This is a genomic window from Sphingomonas gellani (assembly GCF_900110035.1).
Taxonomy (GTDB): domain Bacteria; phylum Pseudomonadota; class Alphaproteobacteria; order Sphingomonadales; family Sphingomonadaceae; genus Sphingomonas; species Sphingomonas gellani.
This window is the reverse complement of sequence record NZ_FOCF01000006.1, coordinates 56,346-80,864: the sequence shown is the minus strand read 5'-3', so window position 1 is coordinate 80,864 and position 24,519 is coordinate 56,346. Positions and strand designations below refer to the sequence as shown.

The following is a 24,519-nucleotide window of genomic DNA, read 5'->3' as shown; positions in this document are numbered from 1 at the left end:
CGCCTCGGGGTAACCCGGGGCGACATTGCTCTTGGGGCCGGCGAGAGGTCAGCGCATCCCCTTGCCGAAGGTGTAGGTCAGTGCAGCGCCGCCCGAGATCTGGTTGCGCGATCCGAACGCCGCCAGCACCGGCGACCGGCCCACATCGTCGACGAGCCGGTCGTATTTGGCGTAGGCGTAGATGCCCCAATGCGGCGTGAATTGCCGGATCAGCCCCGCCGTGCCGCCCAGCGCCTGCAGGCCCGCGCCCGGACGATAGGCTGGCAGGCCGGCAGCAACGGCGTCGGCCGGAGAGATGCCGAAATAGGTGCGGTTGTACCGCCCGTCCGACAGCGTCACGCGCGGCCCCAGCGAGAACAGCCAGCGATCGGCGTCACGTGTGACGTAATCGGCACCGATCGTGCTGATCCATCCATGATGGCCGCGAACGCCGCGCCGCACCTCCGTCCGCAGGCGAAAGGCCGGTGCGACCTGGTAATTGACGAAGCCGCCGATCTCCACGGCCGATCTGATCCGCGGCAGGCGGTCGTCGGTGTCCCCGCGCGTTCGACGCCCGTCCAGGCCGACCGCGGGCCCGAACTCGAACCCGTTCGTTCGAAGCAGGCCGGGTCCGAAACTTTCGTCCGGCGCCTCGAACGGGAACGGCGTGTCGCCGCGCGCGCGATCGAGGTCCATCAACGGCCGCAACCTGGAGCCGTCCGCACCGGGATAGCTGGGCAGCACCTGCGGCCCCAGCGCGACGCGGTACCGGCGCGGCGCGTCCTTCGCATCCTGAGCAAGGGCGGGTTGCGCCAGTGCGGCTGCGACGGTTCCGGCTGCAACGGCGCAAAGGGTGAGCATGCGTAGCGACATGGGTGTCCTCAACTGAGTCGGTCGATCGCCTCCGGGGTCAGCGAACCGGGCACGATCATCACGGGTACGGGCAGCGCGCCGGCATCTGCGCCGGCGAAATGGGTGACCAGCGGGCCGGGCGCGCCGCTGGCGGCGGCGCCCAGCACCAGCGCGGCGATGTCGCCGTTCGCGGCGATCATCTCCCGGATTACCTTCGGCCCCTCACCCTCGCGGACGGTGATGGAGGGGCGCAGGCCGGACTCCTCGATCAGCGTGCCCGCCGCCGCGGCGACCAGCCCTTCCGCATGTTGGTGCGCTTCCTGCTCGATCGTTGCCTGTACCCCGCCGAACGCCATGAACTCCTGCGGCGGCACCAGCGACAGGATCTCCACCCCGCCGCCGGTCTTCACCGCTCGCCGCGCGGCGAAACGCAGGGCGACCTCCGCCTCCGGACTGTCGTCGATGACCACGAGATAGATGCGCATCACCGCATCGTGGCGGAGCGCGCATCGTCCTGCAAGCGGATGCGCAAAGCCGCGCAACGGGGACGCAAAACTTGACCCGGCGGGACGAGGGCGCGAGAGGGTGGCCAAACCAAGACCCCCCGAGGACGTTCATGCCCATCGAGATCAAGATGCCCGCGCTGTCGCCGACCATGGAGGAGGGCACGCTGGCGCGCTGGCTCGTCAAGGAAGGCGACACCGTCAAGTCCGGCGACATCATGGCCGAAATCGAGACGGACAAGGCCACCATGGAATTCGAGGCGGTGGACGAGGGCGTCATCGCCAAGGTGCTGGTCACCGAGGGCACCGACAATGTGAAGGTTGGCTCCGTGATCGCGATCCTGGCCGAAGAGGGTGAGGACGTGTCCGCGGCCGCCAGCGCCGGCGGCGCGACCAAGTCCGAAACGCCACAGCCGACCGATCCGGTGTTCAAGGGCACGCCCGAGGCCAGCGATCCCAACAAGACCGGCAGCGAGGCGAAGCCCGTCGAACGTACCGACGCCCAGGCCGAGGATCATGGCCGCCCCGCGACCGGCGATGCCGAGCCCGCCGACGACAAGGGAGCCGCTGCCGGTCAGTCGACCGGCGATCGGGTGAAGGCCAGTCCGCTCGCACGGCGCATCGCGGCCGAAAAGGGCGTGGACTTGTCCGCGCTGACCGGGTCCGGGCCCAATGGCCGAATCGTCCGCGCCGACGTGGAGGGCGCGAAAACCGGCGCCGCCGCGAAGCCGCAGGCTGCCACCGAGACGGCGTCCGCCCCGGCACCCGCCGCCGCCGCGCCCAAGCCGGCGCAGGTGCCCGACATCCCGCACGAAGCGACGAAGCTGTCGAACATCCGCAAGACGATCGCGCGCCGCCTGACCGAGTCGAAGCAGACGGTGCCGCACATCTACCTGACGGTGGACGTGAAGCTGGATGCCTTGCTGGCGCTGCGCGGCGAGCTGAACGCCTCGCTCGAATCGCGTGGGGTCAAGCTGTCGGTCAACGACCTGCTGGTGAAGGCGCTGGCCGTGGCGCTGGTGCAGGTGCCCAAGTGCAACGTGATGTTCACGCCGGACCAGCTGATCAGCTTCAAGCGCGCGGACATCTCGGTCGCCGTGTCGACGCCGACCGGGCTGATCACCCCGGTCGTGACGGAGGCGGACAGCAAGTCGCTGTCGGCGATCGCGACGGAGATCAAGGAACTGGCCGCGCTGGCCCGCGACAACAAGCTGAAGCCCGAACAATATCAGGGCGGCACCGCCTCGCTCAGCAACATGGGCATGTACGGGATCAAGCAGTTCGACGCGGTCATCAACCCGCCGCAGGGCATGATCCTGGCCGTCGGCGCGGGCGAGAAGCGGCCATGGGTGCTGGACGACGGCAGCCTGGGCGTGGCGACGATCATGACCGCGACCGGCAGTTTCGACCATCGCGCGATCGACGGCGCCGACGGGGCCGAGCTGATGCGCGCGTTCAAGACGCTGGTCGAGAAGCCGCTGGGCATGCTCGCCTGAGGCATCGGTGGTGGGGCGGCACGTGCTGACCGAACTCCTGTACATCGCGGCGGGGCTGCTGATCGCCGCCGCGGTCGCCGGTGGTGCCGCTTGGGCCTATCCGCTCGGCGGCGACGTGATCTGGGGATGCGGTGTGTTCGCCATGGTTGCGACCGTGCTGATGGGCATCGCGCCGCTGCGCCGTGCGGTCGCGTTGGACAGGGAAACGAGATGACCAGCCTGCCCACGACCTATCCCACGATCCGCGTCACTGCGATGCCGGCCGACGCCAATCCGTATGGCGACATCTTCGGCGGCTGGCTGATGGGGCAGATGGATCTGGCCGCCGGCTCCGTCGCGTCGCACCATGCCGGCGGACGCGCGGTGACGATCGCGGTGGAGGGGATGAAGTTCCACCGCCCGGTGATCGTCGGCGACGAGGTGTCGGTCTATGCGACGCTGGTCGCGACCGGCAACACGTCCATGACGATCGAGGTCGAGGCATGGCGCCGCGGCCGTCATTCGGACGAGGCGTACAAGGTGACGCAGGCCCGCTTCGTCTTCGTCGCCATCGGCGAGGATCGCCAACCGCGGCGCGTGGCGGGGATGGCGGGCTGATCGCCCCTTCCCATATTCTTCAAGACATCTCCCTCAAGGAGCAATCAGTGGCTGACAATTTCGACCTCATCATCCTCGGCTCCGGCCCCGGCGGCTATGTGGCGGCGATCCGCGCGAGCCAGTTGGGCATGAAGGTCGCGATCGTGGAGCGCGAGCGGCTGGGTGGCATCTGCCTGAACTGGGGGTGCATTCCGACCAAGGCGCTGCTGCGCACGTCGGAGGTGTACCATTACATGACCCACGCGGCCGATTACGGGCTGAAGGCGGAGAATGTCGGGTTCGACCTGGGCAAGATCGTCGATCGCAGCCGCAAGGTGGCGGGCCAGCTGAACGCCGGCGTCAAGGGCCTGATGAAGAAGAACAAGGTCGCCGTGTACGAGGGCGTCGGCGCTCTTACGGGCAAGGGCAAGCTGTCGGTCAAGCAGGGCGACAAGACGACCGAGCTGACCGCGCCGCACATCATGGTGGCGACCGGCGCCCGCGCGCGCGACCTGCCCTTCGCCAAGGCTGACGGGAAGCGCATCTGGACGTACCGCCATGCGATGGTGCCGGAGGTGATGCCGACCAAGCTGCTGGTCATCGGATCGGGCGCGATCGGCGTGGAGTTCGCCAGCTTCTACCACGACATGGGCGCAGAAGTGACGATCGTCGAGATGCTGCCCCGCATCCTGCCGGTCGAGGACGAGGAAGTGTCCGCGTTCATGGAGAAGCAGATCACCAAGCAGGGGATCAGGATCCTGACCGGCGCTGGTGTCGAAAAGATCGAGACGGGCGCCGACGGGGTGAAGACGTCGATCAAGAGCAAGGACGGAAAGGTCGCTGTCGAGGATTACAGCCATGTGATCGTCGCGATCGGCATCGTGCCCAACACGGAGAATATCGGGCTGGAGGCGCTGGGCGTCGAGACGGAGCGCGGCCAGATCAAGGTCGATGGCTTCGGCCGCACCAATGTCGAGGGCATCTATGCGATCGGCGACGTGACCGGCGCGCCCTGGCTGGCGCACAAGGCGAGCCATGAGGGGATCGTCTGCATCGAGAAGATCGCGGGCAAGGATCCGCGCCCGTTCGAGACCTGGAACATCCCGGGCTGTACCTATGCCCGGCCGCAGGTCGCGAGCGTCGGCCTGACCGAGGCGAAGGCCAGGGAAGCGGGTCATGAGGTGAAGGTCGGCAAATTCCCCTTTATCGGCAACGGCAAGGCGATCGCATTGGGCGAGGCCGAGGGCTTCGTGAAGACGGTGTTCGACGCGAAGACCGGCGAACTGCTCGGCGCGCACATGATCGGGGCGGAAGTGACCGAACTGATCCAGGGCTATGTGATCGCGCGCCAGCTCGAGACGACCGAGCACGAACTGATGGAAACGGTGTTCGCGCACCCGACCCTGTCCGAGATGATGCATGAAAGCATCCTCGGCGCCTACGGCCGCGCGCTGCACTTCTGATCCTGAGCGGGGCGGGGTGGCGGAGGCGTTCTCCAACGGCCCCGCCTCCGCCATCGCGGACGTGCCACGCGTCCGCGCGCTGTTGATCGAGGCGGCTGCGGAGGGTCACGCAGTCAGCTATTCCGGACTGCTGGGACGGCTGGGCCTGGCATTCTCCCGACCGAAGATGCGCGCGCTGTGCCGGACCCTGGACCGGATCGATGCCGATGCTGTGGTGGCCGACGAGCCGGAACTGGCGGTGCTGGTGGTCCGAGCGGCCGACGGTCTGCCGGGGCAGGGATGGTGGACCGGCCATGTCGCCGAGACGGGTTATGCCGGCGCGTGGGTCGGACCGGGTGCGATGGACGAGGTGGAGCGCCTGCAACGCATCGCCTTCCGCTTCTGGCGGGACCGTTGAGCCAGTCGCATCGGCACTCGCGCAACTCCCGCGTGAAACTCGCGTTCAGCCGGCACAAGGAGGTGCCCGATGGCCGAACAGGATGCTCGTGAAACGCTACACGCCGATTTCGATCGCGCGGTGAACATGAGCCCCGCCACGCTGGAAAAATGGCTGGATACGCCCGAGTCCAAGGAAGTGGGCTGGAAGGGCGAGGATGGCCATGGATCGGGCGAGAGCGTCGGCCATCATTCCGGCACGCTGATCGTCGCGATCAAGCGCAAGAAGAAGGCGGACCTGACCGACGACGATTACGCGCACATGAAGAAGGTGATCGGCTATGTGCACCGTCACCTGGCACAAGGCGGACCGGCGGAGGACAAGGAGCATTCCCGCTGGCGTTATTCGCTGATGAACTGGGGCCACGACCCGGCCAAGGCCTGAACGCCGCGTCCCCGATCGCTGCGTAAAAGCGCGCCGTCAGCCACTGGGACTGACGAGCGCGTCCTCAAGTCATGCAGCCTGCGCGTCGCTCCAACGGCGGTTGGCAAGCGTGCGAGCCTCCTCGACCGGCAGGGGGCGGCCGAAGTAGAAGCCCTGAACCTTGGTGCAGCCCAGGTCCTGCACCATCTGGTGCTCCGCCTCCGTCTCCACGCCCTCCGCCGTGGTGGCCATGCCCAGGCTCTTGGCCAGCGCGACCACCGCGCGGATGATCGCGATCGCTTCGCGCACGCCCTTGGATGCGCCCTGCACAAAGCTGCGGTCGATCTTGATCGACGAGAATCGGGTGCGCGACAGGTAGCCGAGTGAGGAATAGCCGGTGCCGAAATCGTCCAGGCTTAGCCGGACGCCCAGGTCCAGCACGCGTTCCAACGTCTTGGTCGCGCCCAGCCCTTCGTGCATGAACACGCTTTCGGTGACCTCCAGCTCCAGCCGTTCCGCCGACAGGCCGCTGTTGGCGAGGGCGGAGGTGACCACCGTGACGAAATTCGCGTTCTGCAACTGATCGGCGGACGCGTTCACCGCGATGCGGATGTGGGACGGCCAGCTTGCCGCCTCGTCACAGGCCGTCCGCAGCACCCATTCGCCGATCGATTCGATCAGCCGGGCCTCTTCCGCCAACGGGATGAACTTCGCGGGAGAAATCGGCCCCAGTTCCGGGTGGGTCCAGCGCAACAGCGCCTCGAAGCCGGTGAGTCCGCCGGTGCCCGCGTCCACCACCGGTTGGTAGTTGAGGTGCATCTCGTTGTTCTCGATCGCCTTGCGCAGCGCCATTTCGAGGACGCGGCGCTCCTCCGCCTGAACGTGCAATTGCGGCTCGTACGTGCGGAACACGCCACGGCCGGCATCCTTGGCGCGGTACAGCGCCAGATCGGCGGAGCGGATCAGCATTTCCGCGGTGCGCCCGTCGCGCGGACCGACCGCCAGGCCGACGGACGCGCCGACGTGCAGCGTATGCTGGTCGACCTCATAAGGGCGCGACAGGGTTTCGATGATACGATGGGCCAGCGCCTCCACCGCGCCGGTGTCGCGCGCGTCGCGGATCACGACGGCGAACTCGTCGCCGCCCAGCCGGCCGCACATCTCGTTCGGGCTCATCAACTGCGCCAGCCGTTCCGACACGCGGCCGAGCAGCCGGTCGCCGACCGGATGGCCGAGCGTATCGTTGACCGCCTTGAACCGGTCGAGATCAAGCATCATGAACGCGGAGCGGGAACCCCATTTGTCCGCTTCCTGCATGGCGCGGACCAGCGTTTCGTTGATCATCAGGCGATTGGGCAGGCCGGTCAGCGTGTCGAACCGGGCCATGCGGTTGATCTTGTCGGCCGAAGCGCGCTGTTCGGTGACGTCGGAGCCGACGCCGCGAAAGCCGCAGAACGTGCCGCGTTCATCCAACCGGGGGCTGGCGGAAATCTCCCACCAGCGTTCCTCGCCCTTGACGTGGACGGGCAGGCGCAGGTCGCGAAAGCTCTCGCGGCTCTTCAGCTTCTCGGCGAGCTGGCGAAGCCCGGCGGCGAAATTGCCGGTTTCCCAAGCCGGGCCGGCCAGCACCTGCAACAGCGGCATGCCGTTCATGGTCAGCGGGTCGAAGCCGCAGGCAAAGGCGAAACGGGGATTGGCCTTGACCACCCGTCGCGCGGAATCGGTTTCCCACAGCCAGTCGGCGCCCGAATCCTCGAACTCCCGCAGCAACAGGCTGACGGTGTCGTCGCGCTCGCTCAGAGCCAGCTCGGCGGCGCGGATGACCACCAGCGACCGGGCGCGGTTGAGACACGCGAAGACCAGCAGGCCGGTGACCAGCGCCGTCGCGATCGCGGCGACCTGCTCCCCCGCCAGCGCGACGTTGACGGTACCGACCAGGCCGAGGATGCCCAGGAACAGCAGCGCGGACAAGGCGAGTGGCGACAGCGCCAGCACGGTCGCGATCATCAGCAGCGACATGACGAGCCACAGGCCATAGGCCGACGGCGATCCGGGCTGCGATCCGAACAGCAACAGCGGCACCGACCACGCCAGCGCCAGCGCGGCACCCTCCCACGCCGTCTTGCGCAAAGTCTCCATAGAGACATAGCCGTCCGGCACGCGCGGCGTGGACAGGCGTCGTACGCTGATCGTCGCGGCGACCGCGGTGACCAGCGCCGCCCATCCGGCCAAGGGCAGCAGCGGCGTGGCCTCCATGAAAAGCGACACCGTCAGGGCCGCGCAGACGAGGTTCACGCCGAGCAGGAACACGGCTAGCCCGCGCGCGGCGTGCAGCTGGCTTGCGCGGATGCGGCCCCATTCCGCGGGGTCGGATCCCGCGCGCAGGCCGAGAAGGACCGGCCATGACAGGTCGGCGTTGCTGGTGTCGGAAGCGGGTGTCGTGGTCACGCGCCCGGCGTAGCGGGTCGAGGTTAGCGGATCGTTTGCAACCCGAGCGGAAACCCGCAAAAAAAGCGTCGGCCTGTTATTCCACGTTCGACCTTGAGGGACCCTCCTGCGGCGCCGAGCCGAAGCGAGCCCTGCTCAAGGTCGGTCGTGCATCAGGCGGCCAGATCGTACGGCTTGATCTCTCCGGCCAGATACAGGTTGCGCGCCTTTGCCCGGCTGAGCTTGCCCGAGCTGGTGCGCGGCAGGGTGCGTGGCGGGATCAGCTCGATCACGCAGTTCATGCCGGTGACGGAGCGGACCCGCTCCCGAATCTCCTCGCGCAGGCGGACGCGTTCCTCCTCATCGGATGCGCGGCACTGGACCAGCACGGCCGGCGTCTCCTCGCCACCCGGCGTGGTGATCGCGAACGCGGCGATGTCGCCGGCCTTGAAGCCGGGCAGCTGTTCCACCGCCCATTCGATGTCCTGCGGCCAGTGGTTGCGGCCGTTGACGATGATCATGTCCTTGGCGCGGCCGACGATGTAGATATAGCCGTTGGACATGTAGCCCATGTCGCCCGTGTCCAGCCACCCATCCGTCATGCAGGCGGCGGTCGCCTCCGGATCGCGGAAATATCCGACCATCACCGACGGCCCCTTGCACCACAGCTTGCCCATCGCGCCATCGGGCAGGGGTGTGCCGTCCTCCTCGCGGATTTCGACCGCCATGTCGCGCACCGGCTTGCCGCAGTTCACGATCGCACGGAACCGCTGAGGCCGGCGTTGCGGGCCGGTCTGGCCGTGACCGCCACCGGACAGCTCGGTCTCCTCGACCAACTCGACCCGGATGCCCTCACCCGGCGGCATCAGCGACACCGCCAACGTCGCCTCCGCCAGACCATAGGAGGGCAGGAAGGCCGAGGCGCGGAAGCCGGCGTCGGCGAACGCGTCCACGAAGCTCTGCATCACATCGGGGCGGATCATGTCGGCGCCGTTGCCGGCCACGCGCCAGCGCGACAGGTCGAACCGGTCCGACGCCTTGGTCTGCGACGACATGCGCCGGGCGCAAATGTCGTAGCCGAAGGTCGGCGAATAGGAGAGGGTGGTGCCCTGGTTGCGGGTGATGAGGTCCAGCCACGCCAGCGGACGCCGCGCGAAATCCTCCGTCTTCAGATAGTCGGTCGACACCTGGTTGGCGACCGGCGACAGGAAACAGCCGACCAGCCCCATGTCGTGGTACCAGGGCAACCACGAGACGCAGCGGTCAGTGCCCGCGATCTCCATGCCATGGCTGTGCGCGGCGAGATTGTTGAGGAGCGCGCGGTGGGTGATCGCGACGCCATGGGGAAAGCGCGTCGAGCCGCTGGAATATTGCAGGTAGCAGATCGCGTCGGTGTCGGCAGCGGGCAGCGAACCGGCCGGCGCCTCGCGGGTGGCAAAGCTTTCCCAGTCGATCCCCTCGACATCGGCCAGGCGCGCGGCCTCCGAGGCCATGGGCGCGAGTTCGGCCGGAAAGATCAGCATGCGCGGGTCGCAGCTGGCCAGCTGCACGCGCAACTGTTCCACATAGGAGTCTCGACCGCCAAACGATGTCGGCAGCGGCAGCGGTACGGGCCATGCGCCGGCATAGACTGCGCCGAAGAACAGGGCCGCGAATTCGGGTCCGGTTTCCGCCACCAGCGCGATCCGATCCTCCGGCGCGATGCCCGACGCGATCAGGCGATGCGCCGCCTCCAACGCATCGCGGCGCAGTTCCGCGAAGGGATAAGGGCGCACCAGCGTGCCGCGCGCGTCGTGGAAGTTCAGCCCGCGCTCGCCCTTCGCCGCATAGTCCAATGCCTCGCCCAGCGTCGCGAAGTCCGCGAAGCGGCGTGGCATGTCGTCCACGCTTGGCGTCGGGACGAGCGAAACCGGGGGCGTCGGCACGGGGGAGCCCGTTGGCTGGCGGTCGGTGGTCATCGGCAGATCAGTGTCCCGGTTCGTCATGCAATTCGGTCATGGAAAGCGCCCGGCGAGCGATCCCCATTTATCATTCGGTCGTCACTGTGGCACAAACATGGCCTGATGTCCCCGCCATCCCATCCCGAGCGGCGCCGCCCGCCCCCGCTGGACGCCGCAAAGCTCGACCGGCTGGCGCTCCGCTATGTGGAGCGGTTCGCGACGACGCGGGGAAAGCTGGCCGATTACCTGCGCCGCAAGGTGCGGGAGCGCGGCTGGGACGGGCCGCCCGCCGACCCCGTGGCGGTGGCGGAGCGGATGGCGCAACTCGGCTATATCGACGATCTCGCCTTTGCGGAGGCGCGGGCGCGGGGCATGGCGCGACGCGGGTTGGGCGAGCGACGGGTGAAAGTGACGCTGCGCGCGGCGGGCATCGATGCCGAGGACGCGGCGACCGTCGCGCCCCAGGTCGAGGCGGCGGCGGTCGAATCGGCAATGACCTTTGCCAGGCGGCGGCGACTGGGGCCGTTCGCCACGCAGCCGGCCGATCGCGCGGTGCGCGAAAAGCAGCTCGCCGCCATGCTGCGCGCGGGGCACGGCCTGTCGCTGGCCCGCCAAATCCTCGAAACCCCGCCTGGGGAGCCGTTTGCGGACGATTTGACGGCACTGGTGCGTTGCGATGACGTCGAACCATGCTAGCAGAGGGCTCGTTGGGGGCAACGAACATGCGCGAGGACACGCACAGGGACGGGAACGCCGATACGGGCGACCTGATCGCGGCCGATGGCACGATCAAGTGGTTCGACGGCACGCGCGGGTTCGGATTCGCGGTGGCGGACGATCCGGCGCTGGGCGACATATTGATCCATTTTTCCGTTCTGCAACCGCACGGCCGGCGCAGCCTGCCCGAGGGCGCGCGCGTTGAGACGCGGGCGGTTCTGCGCGGCCGTGGCTATCAGGCGCGCGAGATCGTCGGCATCGACCTGACGGGCGCGGTGGAGGAGGTGCAGCCACGGGCGCGGCGCGAAGGGGATCGGATCGATCCCGTGTCGCTGATTGACCATGCGGGATCGTTCGAGGGCGTGACAGTGAAATGGTTCAATCGCCTGAAGGGCTATGGCTTCCTGGTGCGCGACAGCGACGGCAGCGACGTGTTCGTCCATATGGAGACGCTGCGCCGCGCCGGGTTGACGGGGATCGAGCCCGACCTGCCGATGCGGGCCCGCATCGCGGACGCGCACAAGGGGCCGCTGGCGGTCGTCGTCGAGGAACGGCGGGCGGAGGACCAGTGATGCGCACGCCCATGCTGATCGTCGCGACGACCCTGTTGCTGTGCGGCTGCGCCCGGTCTGATCCGACGCCGACGGGAACGGTGCCGGTGACGCTGGCGGGATCGTCCGGCTCGACCAGATTGTCCGTCGAAGCGGCCAGCACGCCCGAGGCTCAGGAACGCGGTCTGATGTTCCGTACCGACCTGAAAAAGGACGGCGGCATGCTGTTCTATCCGTACCCGCCCGATGGCAGCTCGCCGCGCGTGGCCAGTTTCTGGATGAAGAACACGCCGACCTCGCTCGACATCCTATTCATCCGAGCCGACGGCACGATCGCGCGCATCGCGGAGAACACCGTGCCCTATTCGGAACAGCCGATATCGTCCAACGAGCCGGTCGCGGCGGTGCTGGAACTGGTCGGCGGCCGTGCGGGCGAACTGGGCCTGGCGGAGGGTGATCGCGTGACGCTGCCGCCCAAGCGGTGACGCGCGCGATCCCCGGCCTCCGCTCCTCCTCGTCGGCATGAATGGTTGAAGGCAGACGCTGCCGAGGGTAAGCGCGGGCGCATGGGCATCAACCTCAACCCCTTCACCTGGTGGAACGGCGCAAGCTGGAGCACCGTGCTGTACGGCCTGCGCGGCAAGACCCGGGTGGGTGAGGATGCGTTGGGCAACGCCTATTGGCAGGGTGGAAGCGACACCATGGGGCGCCCGCGGCGCTGGGTCATCTATGGTGGCTCCAACGACGCCAGCCGCGTGCCCCCCGAATGGTTCGGCTGGCTGCACCACCAGATCGACGACGTACCCGACCGTGCGTTGCCGCCGCGTCGCACGTGGCAGAAGCCGGCCGTCGCGAACATGACGGGCACCGCGCTCGCCTATCGTCCGCCCGGCGCCCTGGAGAAGGGCGGCCATCGCCAGGCGGCGACCGGCGATTACGAAGCCTGGACCCCGGACGCGTGAGCCGCGCCGGCGTCCCCTGGCGCCGTGGCGTCGGGGACCGCGCATGAAACATGGGCGCGCGATCGCGATCGCCGTGCTGGCACTGGCCGTCCTGGTCGGCGGCTGGTTCGGATGGCAGGCGTGGCAGCGGCAGCGGGCCGGTTTCGTCGAACCTTCCGAAACGGCGCTCGTGCCCGGCGGCGACCACGATGCCGCGCCGGCGGAAACCATCGAGACGGTGGACGCGACCACATCGGCGCTGCCGACCGGCGGTACACCGATGGCGCAGCGCGTCGCGGTGCTGGGCCTGCTGAACAAGCGCAACGGCGTCAGCCGCGACCTGACGATGAAGCCGGGGGCTGCTGTACGCGTCGGCGATGCGGTGATCCGCCTGCGTGCGTGCGAGAAGGCGGCGCCGTGGGAGCAGGAACAGCTGACCGGCGCGTTCGTCCAATTGGATGCCAAGGGCACGGACCGGCACTGGCGCCGCTATTTCTCAGGCTGGCTGTTCAAGGAGCGTCCGGCGCTGAACGTGGTGCAACACCCGGTCTACGACGTGTGGGTCAAGAGTTGCACGATGTCGTGGCCGGACAACGCCGCCGACACACTGTCGGGTGACGCCGCCGCCGATCGACCGGCCCGGTCCAAAGCGAAGAAGTCGCCGGCCGCCGATGCGGCATCGGGCGACGCACCCGCCGTCAGCCCCGCACCCACCACGCCGGACAGTGCCTCCGAAAGCAACGCGACGTAATCGGCCCGACTGATCTCCACCGCGCCAAGCGAGGCGAGGTGGTCGGTCTGGAACTGACAGTCGAGCAGCGTGTAGCCACCCGCCCTCAGCCGGGCGACCAGCCAGGCCAGCGCCACTTTCGATGCGTTGCTCGTGCGGCTGACCATCGACTCGCCGAAAAAGGCGCGGCCCAGCGCCAGGCCGTACAATCCCCCGACCAGCCGGTTGCCATCCCAACACTCGATCGAGTGGGCGAAACCCATGGCATGCAGCCGCGCGAAGACCTGTGCGATACCGGGATTGATCCACGTGTCCGGCCGATCCTCCGCCTGTTCGGCGCAAAGGTCGATCATCGCACCGAAGGCGGTGTCGGCGGTCACGCGGAAGCGGTTGCCTGCGATGACCTTGCGCAGCGACCGCGACAGGCGGAACCCGTCCAGCGGCATCACCGCCCGCGTGCGTGGCTCCACCCAATAGACGCTGTCCGCATCGCGGCCGTCCGCCATCGGGAACACCCCCACGGCATAGGCGCCAAGGACGAGTTGCGGATCGAGAGAGGTCATCGGCCGGCAAGGGTGGACGGGCCCGGCCGGACTGGCAAGCACGTTCGCGGCCGTAACGGAGATGCCGGCCGGTCGGCTGTGCGATGTGGAGCCATGAAAAAGGGCCGGCAGCGATGCTGCCGACCCGAATGGAGTCTAGCCCTGATCAGACCGTCAGGATTTGCAGGACAGCGCTGCCTTGCCCGGACGGGTCAGCGTGATGGTGGCGGGGGTGCCCGTCATCTTCCAGCCGCCTTCCGCGGTCAGCGGCTCGCCGGCAGCGGGTGCGGTCAGGCGGGTCGGGGTGCCCGTCTTCTCCGTGCGGACCAGCGCCTGCTTCTCACCATCGAAGAAGGTGACATAGACCAGGCTGTTGTCCTTGCAGCGCATGGTCTTGTCCGCCTTGATCGACGGCGGCAGCTCGACCGGCGGGCGATTGGCGAGCGCGGTCGCCATCGGATCTGGGTTGGACTCAACGACCTGGGGCTGGGACTTGTTGCAGGCGGACAAGCCGAGCAGCAGGACGGCGGTGGGGAGGAGAAGGGGGCTCTTCATAGCGCCCGGTCGCTTCGCGCATGCAGCAAATCGCGTCAAGCGTTGATGATGCGGGTGTCGCATACCGGAACTATTCGTGGAACTCCCCCGGCTCCGGTATGCGGCCGAACGCGATCTTGGTGCCGATGCGGTCGAGCCGGCCGCCGTTCAGCGGCCCGACGGCGACCGCGTTGCGGCCGAAGCGCGCGTTGATCCGGTCCATCGCCCGCGACAGGGACAGGCCCCGTGTCTCGCGGGCGAGCGGATCGTCGGGCGACAGGTGCGCGAACAGCGAACCCTGTTGCGCCTCCGCCGGCTCGATCTCCGCAAGCGTGACGCCGATCATGCGCAGCCGAAATCCGCCCGGCCGTTCGCGTGCGGCGGCGTGGAGGCGGGGGAACAGCGCGTCCAGGTGGCGCAGGACGGTGAAGCTGTCCTCCGTCGCGGGCAGGCGGATGGAGCCGCGCCAGGGAGCCTTTGTGTCCTCGAACCGGGCATGCAGCACCAGCAGGCGGGCGCGAAAGCCCTTGCGCCGCAAACGGCTCGCCGCCTTCAGCGCCAGGCGGCGGGCGGTCAGCCGGGCCGGTTCCGCGCCGCGACGTCCGGGCGAGAGCACGTGGCTGTGCCCCACCGTGCGGGTCCTGCTGGCGCGGCCGGGCAGGTCAACGCCGTGGAGCAGGAACCATAGCCGGTCGCCGTCCCTCCCGCCCCATGCGCCGCCGGCCTGGCGCGGGGTGCGTTCGCACAGCTGGGCGATGTCGTTGACCCCGTCGCGGGCGAGGCGCCGCTGCATGTTGGTGCCGATCCCGGCGATGTCGGTCAGCTTCAGCCGGAACAGCGCATGGGGCAGGTCGGACTCCTCGAACACCACCAGTCCGTCCGGCTTCTGCAGGTCGGAGGCGAGCTTCGCCAGCAACCGGTTGGGCGCGATGCCGACCGATGAGGTGAGGCAGGTGCCGACGCGTTCGCGAATGCCCGCCTTGATCCGGAGCGCCAGGGCCACCGCATCGTCGCGCGCGTTTTCGTTGTCGAGCAGCCGGCACGCCATTTCGTCGATCGAGCAGATCTGGGTGACGGGAATGTGGCGGCCGACCTCCGCCACGATCGCGTCGTGAAAGGCGACATAGCGCTCGTGTCGCGCGGGGGTGACGACCAACTCGCGGCACCGCTGCTTCGCCTCCCAGATCGGCGTGCCGGTGGAAATGCCGAACCGCTTCGCCTCCACGGATGCCGCGATCGCCACGGTGGTGTCTGTCCCGACCGGCGCGACCACCACGGGCCGGCCACGCAGGGCTGGCTGAAGCTGCTGCTCGCAACTGGCGAAATAGCTGTTCAGGTCAAGGAACAGCCAGCGCAGCGGACGCGGCGGCAGGGCGAGGACACGACTCATTTCGATGTGAACAATAGGAGAACATGTTCAATTCAGGAAGTCGCGTATCGCCATCCAGTCAGGCAATTTCGCGGCGACGCCAACGGTATGCAGCGGGCTGGACGACGGCAGCGTCAGTCGCGCGATACCGCGACCGTCGTCCTGCGCGCCGAGTTCGGCAGTGCCGATACGCGCCGCGGTCGCGCCGTTGAAGGCGATCGCGCGCAGATGGGGCAGTTGATCGCACAAGGCGCGCAGATCGTTGGCGCGGTGGTCGCGGATGGCCGCGTCGTTGCTCCCCTGCCGCCGGGCGGTGCCGATCACGTCCCACAATCCGATGCCCGATGCGAGCAGCGCGGTCAGCCGATCCGGGTACGTCAGCGATGCGAGGTCGCGGCCGACCGCCGCGCCGACCAGCGCCCAGAACTGGTTCTGCGGGTGTGCGTAGTAGCGCCTTTCCTTCAGCGATCGGTCGCCGGGCAGGCTGCCCAGCACCAGCACGCGGGTGGCCGTGTTGGTCACCGGAGGGAAGGAGGTCTTCAACGCGTCGTCAGGGGCCATCGGCGCGGTGCATGCGCCGCGGGAGTGGGGCGTGTCCAGCTTGCCCGTCGCCAAGCCATGCTCGCTTGCCCGAACCGTGTGGCGCCTCCATCTAGCAGCGATGACCACGATCCCCGACACGCTGAACCTGATCGGCAACACCCCGCTGGTCCGGCTGAAAGGGCCGAGCGAGGCGGCGGGCGCCGACATTTTTGGCAAGTGCGAGTTCGCCAATCCCGGCGCATCGGTGAAGGACCGCGCGGCACTGGGCATCGTCGAGGATGCGGAGGCGCGGGGCGTGCTGCGGCCCGGCGGCACGATCGTGGAGGGCACGGCGGGCAATACCGGCATCGGCCTGGCGCTGGTCGCCAATGCCAAGGGTTATCGCACGGTGATCGTGATGCCCGAAACGCAAAGCCGCGAGAAGATGGACACGCTGCGCGCGCTGGGTGCCGAACTGGTGCTGGTGCCGGCCGCGCCCTATTCAAGCCCCTGCCATTTCGTGCACACCAGCCGGCGACTAGCAGAGGAGCATGACAATGCGATCTGGGCCAATCAGTTCGACAACGTCGCCAATCGTCGCGCCCACATCACCGGCACCGCGGAGGAGATCTGGGCACAGATGGACGGCCGCATCGACGGCTTCACCTGTGCGGTGGGAACCGGCGGGACGCTGGCGGGCGTCGGGCTGGGCCTGAAGGCGAAGGACGAACGGGTTAGGATCGCGCTCAGCGACCCGCATGGCGCGGCCCTGTTCGACTATTACGCACGTGGCGAGTTGAAGTCGGAAGGGTCCTCCCTGGCGGAAGGAATCGGGCAGGGGCGTATCACCGCCAATCTGGAAGGGGCGCCGATCGACACGCAATATCGCATCGGTGACGAGGAGGGCTATGCCTGGGTGCGCCGGCTGCTGGACGAGGAAGGGCTGTGCCTCGGCCTGTCGTCGGGCATCAACGTGGCGGGCGCGGTCCGGCTGGCGCGCGAACTGGGTCCGGGATCGCGGGTGGCGACCATCCTGTGCGACACCGGGTTCCGCTATCTTTCCTCTCTGCACAACCCGGAATGGCGGCGCGAAAAGGGGTTGGTGGAGCCGGCGGCGACCTGACGCCATGGCCGCGAATCGACATCGGGCGTCCGATCGACTAAGGCGTGCGACCGACGCATGACAACCGCGCGAGACACTTCACAAGCGATGCAGCGTGCCAAGGTCGGGCTGATCGGCTTGGTCGCGGTGATCCTGTTGATCGGGATCGCGGGCGCGGTGATGCGCGCCGTAAACCGTGAGCGGCCGGTCGCCGCCGTAGGCGCGTCGCGGGCCGACGTGGTCGCAAACATGACCGTCGCCAACATCACGGATTCGGGTGGAGAGCCGCTTGCCGATCTGGGCGTGACCGCCAGCGCGGGCAACGCCGCGTCCTCGCCGGCCAACTGACATGACGGCCCGGAACGACCGGGGAGAATCGGGGATCGCGCCCCGTGATCGCCAAATCGCGCGCTTCTGCCGCGCCTTGGCGCCCTTGGGCGTGCGTCGTCGAAACGCGTTGAACGCAGTGAAAACAGGGTCTTAGTCGCCCAATCCCCGATTATCCCCGAATATCCCGTTGTTTCCCCATATGCCCTATGTTACGTCTGGCGACGTGACAAAGGCGGCAGATTCACTGTTCGTGTTCGATCGGGCCGGGTGACCTTCAGGCGCTCGCCGGGACAGTGAGGCTTCCGCCGTGTGCGAGGGCGTAGGTGGCATCCAGGGGGCGATATCAGGGGCACGGGATCGGTCTTGTCGATGACAAGGGCCGGGTCGCGATCCCCAATGCGCTCCGCACCACGCTGGCGGCGAACGCGCCGCGTCCTGATGGCAAGGATGGCGGAACCATCATCATCGGCCCGCACGAGGTGCAGGAATGCCTGGTCGCCTATGACCCCGCCTATGTGGAGGTGAAGGCCGCGCAGCTCGACGCGCATGAGGCGGAGCACACGGCGGCCGACGGCAGCTACGACTACAACATCCAGCGGCGCGCGATGGCGGGAGAGGCCGTGCCCTTCGACGGATCGGGCCGCTTCATCATGCCGGCCTTTCCGCGCTTCCACGCCAATATCGGCCAGCACGCCTTTTTCTTCGGCATGAACAACCGGATCGAGATCTGGGACCCGGCGACCGCTCTGGCGGACGAGACGCTGGACAAGACCGTGAAGAAGATGATCCGCTTCTACATGGCCGAAAAGGGCGTGCAGCTGTGAGCGCGTCCGCCACACCCCTCAACGCGCCGCACATCCCGGTGCTGCTGGAAGAGGTGGTCGCCGCGCTGGCGCCGATGGCCGGACAGACGATGGTGGACGCGACGTTCGGCGCGGGCGGCTACACCCGCGCGCTGCTAGGCACGGGGGCGCGGGTGATCGCGTTCGACCGCGATCCGCAGGCGGTGGCATCCGGGCAGGCGTTGGTCGACGCGTCGGACGGTGTGCTCGAACTGGTGCACGCCGACTTCTCCACGATGGAGCAGGCGCTGGACGCGCCCGTCGATGGCGTGGTCATGGACATCGGCGTCTCATCAATGCAGCTCGACCAAGCGGACCGCGGCTTCTCGTTCCAGGCGGACGGACCGCTGGACATGCGGATGAGCCAGGAGGGGCTGTCCGCCGCCGACTTCGTCAACGAGGCGGACGGGGGCGAGATCGCCGATGTGCTGTATCAATATGGCGAAGAGCGTCAGTCGCGCCGGGTGGCACGGGCGATCGTCGCGGCGCGGCCGATCACGCGCACGGGTGATCTGGCCAATGTGATCCGCAAGGCGCTGGGCCACCGTCCGCACGACAAGAAGGACCCGGCGACCCGGGCGTTCCAGGCGATCCGCATCCATGTGAACCGCGAGCTTGGCGAACTGGCCGACGGTCTGGCGGCGGCGGAGCGTGTTCTGAAGCCCGGCGGCCGGTTGGCGGTGGTGACGTTCCACAGCCTGGAGGATCGCATGGTGAAGCGGTTCCTGCGCGACCGTTCGGGTGCTGCCCCTTCAGCTTCGCGTCATCTACCCGCGGTGAAGGCCACACGGACGCCGAGTTTCGAGAATGTCGGCAAGGCGGTGCGCGCGGGCGAGGCGGAACTGGCACGCAATCCGCGCGCGCGCTCCGCGACGTTGCGGACGGCGTGGCGCACGGCTGCGCCGGCCTGGGATCAACCGATCGAATTGGAAGAGGTGGTGGCATGATCGCGGCGTATCGGTTGAAGGGGCTGGGCTGGTTCGCGAGTTGCGTCGCGATCGTGCTCGGCTTCTACCTGGTGTCGCTGCAGGTCGCCGCCGAGCGCAAGAAGTTGGAGGCGATGAACCGCCAGATCGAGGCGGCGCAGCGGGACATCCGCGCGTTGGAAACCGAGTTCGACACGCGCGCCAATCTGGCCCAGCTGGAAAAGTGGAACGGCGACACGCTGGCCCTGTCGGCGCCCGTCGCCGGCCAGTATGTCGGCGACGAGGCGCAACTGGCGGCGATGGACGTCAGCGCACCGAACGCGCCGGGCATCCAGACCGCGGCGTTGATGGTCGTGCCTTCGGCGCCGGTCGTCGCGACGGTTCCGCCGGTGACTCCCGTCCAGCCGACGATCGCTCCCCCGCGCGTGCAGCCCGCAGTTGCCGTCAGTGCGCCGGTGCGCATGGCCTCCGCCCGCACCTCTGCATCGGCTCCGGTTGCGGTGGCGAGCGCCAGCCCAGCGCGCGTCGCCAAGATCAAGGCGCTGGAGCCCGTCCCGACTCGTGCCACCCCGGCGGCGGCGCGTCTGGCCAGTGCCGAGCGCGCCAACGCGGCGGTCGCAAAGGTGCGGCCGCAAGCGATGGCGATGCTGGATCGCAAGTTGTTGTCCGATACGACGCTGGGTGACCTATTGTCGGGCGCACGGGCCGAGGCGGGTCGCCGTCGTTGAGCGTTCTGGTCGCCCGTCCCGTCGTTCAGCAGCGTAGCGCCGGCCAGCGCCAGCAACTGGTCGCGACCAGCCACACGCGGCTGATGATGCTGCTGGCGCTGTTCCTTGCGGCGGTGCTGTTGGTCATCGGCCGGCTGGTGCAGCTGGCGGTGTTCGCCGCGCCGGCGGACGAGACGGCGCGGGTGGCGACGCTGGCGGCGCGTGGCGATCTGGTCGACCGCAACGGTGCGCCGCTCGCGCGGACGATCGACGCGTGGACCATCGCGGTGCATCCCAAGAAGCTGCTCGGCGATCCGGCGGAGATCGCGGCGAAGCTGGCGGCGCTGATGCCCGACCGGGGCGATCAGGCCTGGTTCTATCGCCAGCTGACCCGCAACGTGAACTTCGTCTGGTTGCAGCAGCGCGCCAGCCCGGCGCTGGTCGAACAGGTCAACGCGATCGGTGAGCCGGCGATCGAGTTCGGCCGCCAGACCCAGCGGCTTTATCCGCAATCCACGCTGGCCGCGCACGCGCTGGGCTTTCTGTCGACCGACGGCCACGGCATGAGCGGCATGGAGCGCGTGCTGGATACCCGCCTGCTCGATCCGTCCACCACCGGGCACCCGGTCCACCTGTCGATCGACACGCGCGTGCAGGCGGCAATGGAGTCCGAGCTGGGCCGGGCGATGGCGACATTCTCGGCACGCGGCGCGGCGGGCATCGTCCTGGATGTGGACACCGGGGAGGTGATCTCCATGGTGTCGCTGCCGACGTTCAACCCGAACCGGGTCGGCATGTCGGGCAGCGAACAGCTGCGCAACAACACGGTGCAGAGCGTGTACGAGCTCGGCTCCACCTTCAAGCCGATCACCGTGGCGACCGCGCTGGAAACCGGCGTGGTGAAGGACATCAGCCGCCGTTTCGATGCGACCGCGCCGCTGCATGTCGGGCGTTTCACCATCCATGACGAGCGCGGCGATCCGAAGCGCTGGCTGAACATGCCGGAACTGCTGATCTATTCGTCCAACATCGCCACCGCGCGCGTGGCCGACGAACTGGGGCCGCAGCGCCTGCAGACGATGTTCCGCAAATTGGGCCTGAATACGCAGCCCGATATCGAGCTTCGCGAAAAGGGCCGGCCGCTGTGGCCGACCTATTGGGCGCGCACCACCACGATGACGACGGCCTATGGCCACGGCATCGCCGTCACGCCGCTGCAACTCGCCGCCGCCTATGCCGCGCTGGTCAATGGCGGTACCTGGCGGCCGTCGACATTGCTCAAGGTCGGGCCGGATCATCCCGTCGCGGCGGGCCGTCGCGTGATCAGCGAGGCGACCAGCTATCGCATGCGCCAGATGCTGCGCCTGATCGTGATGAAGGGGACCGGCCGCAAGGGCGATGCGCCGGGATATCGGCTGGGCGGCAAGACGGGCACGGGCGAGGTGCCGTCCGCCGGCGGATATGACCGGTCGCGCAACATGGCGACCTTTGTCGGCACGTTCCCGATCGACCATCCGCGCTATGTCGTGCTGTCCATGCTGGACTCCCCGCAGGCGACGAAGGAAACCTTTGGCTGGAAGACCGCGGCCTGGAACGCGGCACCCGTGGTCGGGCGCGTGGTCAGCCGCGTCGGTGCGATGCTGGGCGTCATCCCCGACGCGACCCACGATATCGACGAATCGGACCTGTTGCCGCTGTTGTGGACGGCGCCGGGCGAGAAGCAGACGGACGCGAATTGAGGAGCGGCCGATGAAGCTTGGCGAACTGACCGGAGGAAGCGAGACGGCGACGGTTACCGGCTTTGCGATCGATCACCGCAAGGTCGCGCCGGGGACGATCTTCGGCGCGTTCCGAGGATTGCGGGTCGACGGAGAGGCCTTCATCGACGACGCGATCAGGGCCGGCGCGGTGGCGGTGGTCGCCCGGCCGGAGGCACGGGTGACGGGCGCGGTGCACATCGCCGCCGAGAACCCGCGCGAACGCCTCGCGCAACTGGCGGCACTCTTCTTTGCGCCGTTCCCCGAAATCGCGGTCGCGGTGACCGGCACCAACGGCAAGACGTCGACGGTGGAGATGGCGCGGCAGTTGTGGCGCATGGCGGGGCATGCCGCCGCGTCGATCGGCACGCTCGGCGTGACAACGGCCGATGAGCGTGTGTCGACCGGGCTGACGACGCCCGATGTGGTGACGTTCCTGTCCAACGCCGCGGGCCTGGCGCGCGAGGGCGTGACGCACCTGGCGTTCGAGGCGTCGAGCCACGGCCTGACGCAATATCGGACCGAGGGGCTGAATGTCGCGGCGGCGGCGTTCACCAACCTGTCGCGGGACCATCTCGATTATCATGGCGACATGGGCGCCTATCTGACCGCAAAGCTGCGGCTGTTTTCCGAGGTGCTGAGCGCAAATGGCGTGGCGGTGGTCTGGGCCGACGACGTCGAGTCCGCGCGGGTCATCGACCTGGCGCATGCGCGGGGCAATCGGCTGGTGACGGTCGGTACACGGGGCGCGACGCTGCGCCTGGTGGAGCGCGATCCAACCCTGCTTGGGCAGGGACTGGTGATCGAGGCGGAGGGTGCGCTGCACCGCGTCAGGCTGCCGCTGATCGGGGGATATCAGGCGGCAAACGCGCTGGTGGCTGCCGGGCTGGTGATCGCCTGTGGCGGCGACACGGCACAGACACTGGCCAACCTGTCCCGCCTGCAACCCGTACGCGGCCGGCTGGAGCGTGCGGCCATCGCGCGCAGCGGCGCGCCGGTCTATGTCGATTACGCGCATACGCCCGACGCGCTGGAGGCGGCGATCGCGGCACTGAAGCCGCATGCCGGCGGCCGGCTGTCGGTGGTGTTCGGCGCGGGCGGCGATCGTGACGCGGGCAAGCGCGAGACGATGGGCCAGGTCGCCCAAGCGCAGGCGGACCGGGTGATCGTCACCGACGACAATCCGCGCACCGAGGATGCCGCCGCGATCCGCGCCGCCATCCTGAAGGGTGCGCCTAGCGCCGAGGAGATCGGTGACCGGCGCCAGGCGATCGCGACCGCGATCCGCGAAGCAGGGCCGGAGGACATCGTCCTGATCGCCGGCAAGGGACACGAGCAGGGACAGGTCGTCGGCGACCTGGTCCTGCCATTCGACGACGTAACCGTGGCGCGGGAGAGTGCAGCGTGAGTGCAGCGACCATCGTGAACCAGCAACAGCCCATCCGGCCGCAGCCGGCGCGGCAGCCCCGGCCAAAGCTGGGCCTGCGCTTCGGCGGCGAACAGGCCCGCCCCGCGGGGGAGGCCGGCGAAAAGTGACCCTGTGGACCGCCGCCGAGATCGCGGACGCGACCGGCGGCACGGCATCGGCCGCGTTTTCGGTCGAGGGTGTCGCCTTTGACAGCCGCGAAGTCGGTCCCAGTGACCTGTTCGTCGCGTTGAAGGGTGACGCGACGGACGGACATCGCTTCCTGGCGCAGGCTTTCGCGCAAGGGGCATCCGGCGCGCTGGTCAGCGAAGACGCGGACGGACCAAATGTCCGCGTGGACGACAGCTTCGCCGCGCTGGAGGATCTGGCTCGCGCGGCGCGGTCTCGCACCGCTGCAACCGTGATCGGCGTCACGGGATCGGTGGGCAAGACCAGCGCGAAGGAAGCGCTGTTCGCCGCGCTGGACCGGTCGATGCGGGGGTCGTTTCCCGGAACCGTCCATCGATCGGTGAAGAGCTACAACAATCATACGGGAGTGCCGCTCAGCCTGGCGCGAATGCCGCGCGGTACGCGTGCGGCGGTGCTGGAAATGGGCATGAACCATCCCGGCGAACTGGCGCACCTGACCCGGTTGGTGCGACCGCACATCGCGGTGGTGACCGCCATCGCGCCGGCGCACACCGAGTTCTTCGCCGACGAGGCCGCCATTGCCGATGCCAAGGGCGAGATCTTCCAGGGCCTTGAGCCGGGCGGCGCGGCGATCATCCCGTTCGACAGCCCGCATCGCGACCGGCTGATCGCGGCGGCACAGCCGCATGCCGGCCGGATCGTCACCTTCGGCACGGGCAAGGACGCGGATGTTCGCGCGGTGGAGGCGATACGCCTTCCGACCGGTGCCAGCTTCGTGACGGCGCGGCTGGGCCCGCGCGAATTGAGCTTCACCTTGTCACAGCCCGGCGCGCATTGGGTGTCCAACGCGCTCGCCGTCTTGGCGGCGGTCGATGCGGCCGGTGCCGACCTGGGCCTGGCTGGACTTGCGCTGGCGGAGCTGGGCGGGCTGGCCGGGCGGGGCGCACGCTTTCTCGCGCGGGTCGGCGGGGGCGAGGCTTTGGTGATCGACGAAAGCTACAACGCCAATCCCGCCTCCATGCGAGCGACGCTGGCGGTGCTGGCCGAGGAGCCGGGACGCCACATCGCGGTGCTGGGCGAAATGCGGGAGTTGGGCGAGGACTCGGCCCGCTATCACGCAGGGCTGGCAGACGCGGTCATGGCCGCACGCGTCGAAACGGCGCTGCTGGTCGGTGAAGCGATGACACCGCTGGCCGGGGTGCTTGAGAAAACGGTGCGGGTCGTTCATGTGCCCGACACCGCGCGCGCGATCGAGGGACTTCGCGACCTGCTGTCCCCCGGCGACGCGGTACTCATCAAGGGATCGAACGGCGTGGGCCTGTCGCGGCTGGTCGCGGCGCTGCGGGGGCAATAGGGGCC

Annotated in this window: 27 protein-coding genes and 1 pseudogene; 20 read left to right on the top strand and 8 right to left on the bottom strand. The window is 68.5% G+C overall.

The annotated features are described in order from the left end of the window. Nucleotides 1-48: 48 nt before the first annotated feature. Together BMX37_RS12465 and BMX37_RS12460 are read right to left on the bottom strand one after the other, a co-directional pair. On the bottom strand, nucleotides 49-840 hold the full coding sequence (locus BMX37_RS12465) for a MipA/OmpV family protein (RefSeq protein ID WP_212611443.1): 792 nt from the start codon (nucleotides 838-840) through the stop codon (nucleotides 49-51). A 20-nt stretch (nucleotides 841-860) separates the two neighbouring features. Next, on the bottom strand, nucleotides 861-1,316 hold the full coding sequence (locus BMX37_RS12460) for a universal stress protein (RefSeq protein WP_093666080.1): 456 nt from the start codon (nucleotides 1,314-1,316) through the stop codon (nucleotides 861-863). Between the two features lie 131 nt (nucleotides 1,317-1,447). Between BMX37_RS12460 and BMX37_RS12455 the strand changes: the two genes are divergently transcribed. The 6 genes from BMX37_RS12455 to BMX37_RS12430 all read left to right on the top strand — a co-directional run bounded on the left by BMX37_RS12455 (nucleotide 1,448) and on the right by BMX37_RS12430 (nucleotide 5,689). Further along, the gene (locus tag BMX37_RS12455) at nucleotides 1,448-2,830 is read left to right on the top strand and encodes a pyruvate dehydrogenase complex dihydrolipoamide acetyltransferase (RefSeq protein WP_093666079.1); all 1,383 of its coding nucleotides are present in this window, start codon (nucleotides 1,448-1,450) and stop codon (nucleotides 2,828-2,830) included. 22 nt (nucleotides 2,831-2,852) lie between these two features. Further along, entirely contained in the window at nucleotides 2,853-3,044 is a 192-nt protein-coding gene (locus BMX37_RS12450) for a hypothetical protein (protein WP_244501564.1), read from the top strand. After that, a complete protein-coding gene (locus BMX37_RS12445; protein ID WP_093666077.1) occupies nucleotides 3,041-3,427 on the top strand; it encodes an acyl-CoA thioesterase in 387 nt (128 codons plus the stop codon). Before BMX37_RS12450 ends, BMX37_RS12445 begins: the two co-directional genes overlap by 4 nt. Before the next feature lie 47 nt (nucleotides 3,428-3,474). Then, nucleotides 3,475-4,869 (top strand): dihydrolipoyl dehydrogenase, encoded by a 1,395-nt coding sequence (lpdA, locus tag BMX37_RS12440; RefSeq protein ID WP_093666076.1) that lies wholly within the window; start codon nucleotides 3,475-3,477, stop codon nucleotides 4,867-4,869. A 16-nt stretch (nucleotides 4,870-4,885) separates the two neighbouring features. Further along, nucleotides 4,886-5,266 (top strand): ribose-phosphate pyrophosphokinase, encoded by a 381-nt coding sequence (locus BMX37_RS12435; RefSeq protein WP_244501563.1) that lies wholly within the window; start codon nucleotides 4,886-4,888, stop codon nucleotides 5,264-5,266. A gap of 69 nt (nucleotides 5,267-5,335) precedes the next feature. Beyond that, on the top strand, nucleotides 5,336-5,689 hold the full coding sequence (locus BMX37_RS12430; RefSeq protein ID WP_093666075.1) for a DUF3140 domain-containing protein: 354 nt from the start codon (nucleotides 5,336-5,338) through the stop codon (nucleotides 5,687-5,689). A gap of 69 nt (nucleotides 5,690-5,758) precedes the next feature. On the opposite strand, the gene BMX37_RS12425 is transcribed toward BMX37_RS12430, so the two are convergent. Together BMX37_RS12425 and BMX37_RS12420 are read right to left on the bottom strand one after the other, a co-directional pair. Beyond that, nucleotides 5,759-8,116 (bottom strand): putative bifunctional diguanylate cyclase/phosphodiesterase, encoded by a 2,358-nt coding sequence (locus BMX37_RS12425; protein WP_093666074.1) that lies wholly within the window; start codon nucleotides 8,114-8,116, stop codon nucleotides 5,759-5,761. Nucleotides 8,117-8,268: 152 nt separating this feature from the next. After that, entirely contained in the window at nucleotides 8,269-10,053 is a 1,785-nt protein-coding gene (locus BMX37_RS12420; protein WP_093666241.1) for a fatty acyl-AMP ligase, read from the bottom strand. A 105-nt stretch (nucleotides 10,054-10,158) separates the two neighbouring features. On the opposite strand from BMX37_RS12420, the gene BMX37_RS12415 reads away from it, so the two are divergent. From BMX37_RS12415 to BMX37_RS19375, 5 genes and pseudogenes are all read left to right on the top strand, one after another. Next, nucleotides 10,159-10,731, top strand: coding sequence for a regulatory protein RecX (locus tag BMX37_RS12415; protein ID WP_093666073.1), 573 nt, complete (start codon nucleotides 10,159-10,161; stop codon nucleotides 10,729-10,731). A gap of 26 nt (nucleotides 10,732-10,757) precedes the next feature. After that, nucleotides 10,758-11,324, top strand: a complete 567-nt coding sequence (locus tag BMX37_RS12410; RefSeq protein WP_093666072.1) for a cold-shock protein — start codon at nucleotides 10,758-10,760, stop codon at nucleotides 11,322-11,324. Continuing rightward, entirely contained in the window at nucleotides 11,324-11,788 is a 465-nt protein-coding gene (locus BMX37_RS12405) for a DUF192 domain-containing protein (protein ID WP_093666071.1), read from the top strand. Before BMX37_RS12410 ends, BMX37_RS12405 begins: the two co-directional genes overlap by 1 nt. 81 nt (nucleotides 11,789-11,869) lie before the next feature. Next, nucleotides 11,870-12,265 (top strand): NADH:ubiquinone oxidoreductase subunit NDUFA12, encoded by a 396-nt coding sequence (locus tag BMX37_RS12400; RefSeq protein WP_093666070.1) that lies wholly within the window; start codon nucleotides 11,870-11,872, stop codon nucleotides 12,263-12,265. Nucleotides 12,266-12,308: 43 nt separating this feature from the next. Continuing rightward, a pseudogene (locus BMX37_RS19375) lies at nucleotides 12,309-12,758 on the top strand (DUF2155 domain-containing protein); the annotation flags it as partial. Between the two features lie 35 nt (nucleotides 12,759-12,793). On the opposite strand, the gene aat reads toward BMX37_RS19375, so the two are convergent. The 4 genes from aat to BMX37_RS12375 form a co-directional block, all read right to left on the bottom strand. Beyond that, nucleotides 12,794-13,537: a leucyl/phenylalanyl-tRNA--protein transferase gene (gene aat, locus BMX37_RS12390; RefSeq protein WP_093666069.1), complete on the bottom strand. Its 744-nt coding sequence runs from the start codon at nucleotides 13,535-13,537 to the stop codon at nucleotides 12,794-12,796. 153 nt (nucleotides 13,538-13,690) lie between these two features. Beyond that, nucleotides 13,691-14,071, bottom strand: coding sequence for a hypothetical protein (locus tag BMX37_RS12385; protein WP_093666068.1), 381 nt, complete (start codon nucleotides 14,069-14,071; stop codon nucleotides 13,691-13,693). 70 nt (nucleotides 14,072-14,141) lie between these two features. Next, the gene (locus tag BMX37_RS12380; RefSeq protein WP_093666067.1) at nucleotides 14,142-15,440 is read right to left on the bottom strand and encodes a Y-family DNA polymerase; all 1,299 of its coding nucleotides are present in this window, start codon (nucleotides 15,438-15,440) and stop codon (nucleotides 14,142-14,144) included. A 27-nt stretch (nucleotides 15,441-15,467) separates the two neighbouring features. After that, complete coding sequence (locus tag BMX37_RS12375; RefSeq protein WP_244501562.1) at nucleotides 15,468-16,034, bottom strand: DNA-deoxyinosine glycosylase; 567 nt, start codon at nucleotides 16,032-16,034, stop codon at nucleotides 15,468-15,470. Nucleotides 16,035-16,080: 46 nt separating this feature from the next. Between BMX37_RS12375 and BMX37_RS12370 the strand changes: the two genes are divergently transcribed. The 9 genes from BMX37_RS12370 to BMX37_RS12335 all read left to right on the top strand — a co-directional run bounded on the left by BMX37_RS12370 (nucleotide 16,081) and on the right by BMX37_RS12335 (nucleotide 24,514). Beyond that, complete coding sequence (locus BMX37_RS12370; protein WP_093666066.1) at nucleotides 16,081-17,064, top strand: cysteine synthase A; 984 nt, start codon at nucleotides 16,081-16,083, stop codon at nucleotides 17,062-17,064. Nucleotides 17,065-17,121: 57 nt separating this feature from the next. Continuing rightward, nucleotides 17,122-17,391 (top strand): hypothetical protein, encoded by a 270-nt coding sequence (locus tag BMX37_RS12365; RefSeq protein ID WP_244501561.1) that lies wholly within the window; start codon nucleotides 17,122-17,124, stop codon nucleotides 17,389-17,391. 305 nt (nucleotides 17,392-17,696) lie between these two features. Beyond that, nucleotides 17,697-18,197: a division/cell wall cluster transcriptional repressor MraZ gene (locus BMX37_RS12360; RefSeq protein ID WP_093666064.1), complete on the top strand. Its 501-nt coding sequence runs from the start codon at nucleotides 17,697-17,699 to the stop codon at nucleotides 18,195-18,197. Then, nucleotides 18,194-19,162 carry a 16S rRNA (cytosine(1402)-N(4))-methyltransferase RsmH gene (rsmH, locus tag BMX37_RS12355; RefSeq protein ID WP_280139246.1) on the top strand — a complete coding sequence of 323 codons (969 nt, stop codon included), beginning with the start codon at nucleotides 18,194-18,196 and terminating at the stop codon, nucleotides 19,160-19,162. Before BMX37_RS12360 ends, rsmH begins: the two co-directional genes overlap by 4 nt. Further along, nucleotides 19,159-19,869, top strand: coding sequence for a hypothetical protein (locus BMX37_RS12350; protein ID WP_093666063.1), 711 nt, complete (start codon nucleotides 19,159-19,161; stop codon nucleotides 19,867-19,869). The genes rsmH and BMX37_RS12350 overlap by 4 nt, the downstream gene beginning before the upstream one ends. After that, nucleotides 19,866-21,587, top strand: a complete 1,722-nt coding sequence (locus BMX37_RS12345; protein ID WP_093666062.1) for a peptidoglycan D,D-transpeptidase FtsI family protein — start codon at nucleotides 19,866-19,868, stop codon at nucleotides 21,585-21,587. Before BMX37_RS12350 ends, BMX37_RS12345 begins: the two co-directional genes overlap by 4 nt. 10 nt (nucleotides 21,588-21,597) lie before the next feature. Continuing rightward, entirely contained in the window at nucleotides 21,598-23,013 is a 1,416-nt protein-coding gene (locus tag BMX37_RS12340) for a UDP-N-acetylmuramoyl-L-alanyl-D-glutamate--2,6-diaminopimelate ligase (RefSeq protein WP_093666061.1), read from the top strand. After that, the gene (locus tag BMX37_RS19325) at nucleotides 23,010-23,141 is read left to right on the top strand and encodes a hypothetical protein (protein WP_280139245.1); all 132 of its coding nucleotides are present in this window, start codon (nucleotides 23,010-23,012) and stop codon (nucleotides 23,139-23,141) included. The genes BMX37_RS12340 and BMX37_RS19325 overlap by 4 nt, the downstream gene beginning before the upstream one ends. Further along, a complete protein-coding gene (locus BMX37_RS12335) occupies nucleotides 23,138-24,514 on the top strand; it encodes a UDP-N-acetylmuramoyl-tripeptide--D-alanyl-D-alanine ligase (RefSeq protein WP_093666060.1) in 1,377 nt (458 codons plus the stop codon). Before BMX37_RS19325 ends, BMX37_RS12335 begins: the two co-directional genes overlap by 4 nt. Nucleotides 24,515-24,519: the final 5 nt, after the last annotated feature.

Excerpts from the sequence above, each read along its gene's own strand:
- BMX37_RS12340 (WP_093666061.1), top strand. The coding sequence starts at position 21,598 with ATGAAGCTTGGCGAACTGACCGGAGGAAGCGAGACGGCGACGGTTACC.
- BMX37_RS12380 (WP_093666067.1), bottom strand. The coding sequence starts at position 15,440 with ATGAGTCGTGTCCTCGCCCTGCCGCCGCGTCCGCTGCGCTGGCTGTTC.
- BMX37_RS12405 (WP_093666071.1), top strand. The coding sequence starts at position 11,324 with ATGCGCACGCCCATGCTGATCGTCGCGACGACCCTGTTGCTGTGCGGC.
- BMX37_RS12465 (WP_212611443.1), bottom strand. The coding sequence starts at position 840 with ATGCTCACCCTTTGCGCCGTTGCAGCCGGAACCGTCGCAGCCGCACTG.
- BMX37_RS12370 (WP_093666066.1), top strand. The coding sequence starts at position 16,081 with ATGACCACGATCCCCGACACGCTGAACCTGATCGGCAACACCCCGCTG.
- BMX37_RS12400 (WP_093666070.1), top strand. The coding sequence starts at position 11,870 with ATGGGCATCAACCTCAACCCCTTCACCTGGTGGAACGGCGCAAGCTGG.
- BMX37_RS12445 (WP_093666077.1), top strand. The coding sequence starts at position 3,041 with ATGACCAGCCTGCCCACGACCTATCCCACGATCCGCGTCACTGCGATG.
- BMX37_RS12415 (WP_093666073.1), top strand. The coding sequence starts at position 10,159 with ATGTCCCCGCCATCCCATCCCGAGCGGCGCCGCCCGCCCCCGCTGGAC.
- BMX37_RS12430 (WP_093666075.1), top strand. The coding sequence starts at position 5,336 with ATGGCCGAACAGGATGCTCGTGAAACGCTACACGCCGATTTCGATCGC.
- BMX37_RS12350 (WP_093666063.1), top strand. The coding sequence starts at position 19,159 with ATGATCGCGGCGTATCGGTTGAAGGGGCTGGGCTGGTTCGCGAGTTGC.
- BMX37_RS12455 (WP_093666079.1), top strand. The coding sequence starts at position 1,448 with ATGCCCATCGAGATCAAGATGCCCGCGCTGTCGCCGACCATGGAGGAG.
- BMX37_RS12420 (WP_093666241.1), bottom strand. The coding sequence starts at position 10,053 with ATGACCACCGACCGCCAGCCAACGGGCTCCCCCGTGCCGACGCCCCCG.
- aat (WP_093666069.1), bottom strand. The coding sequence starts at position 13,537 with ATGACCTCTCTCGATCCGCAACTCGTCCTTGGCGCCTATGCCGTGGGG.
- BMX37_RS12460 (WP_093666080.1), bottom strand. The coding sequence starts at position 1,316 with ATGCGCATCTATCTCGTGGTCATCGACGACAGTCCGGAGGCGGAGGTC.
- BMX37_RS12365 (WP_244501561.1), top strand. The coding sequence starts at position 17,122 with ATGACAACCGCGCGAGACACTTCACAAGCGATGCAGCGTGCCAAGGTC.
- BMX37_RS12385 (WP_093666068.1), bottom strand. The coding sequence starts at position 14,071 with ATGAAGAGCCCCCTTCTCCTCCCCACCGCCGTCCTGCTGCTCGGCTTG.
- BMX37_RS12410 (WP_093666072.1), top strand. The coding sequence starts at position 10,758 with ATGCGCGAGGACACGCACAGGGACGGGAACGCCGATACGGGCGACCTG.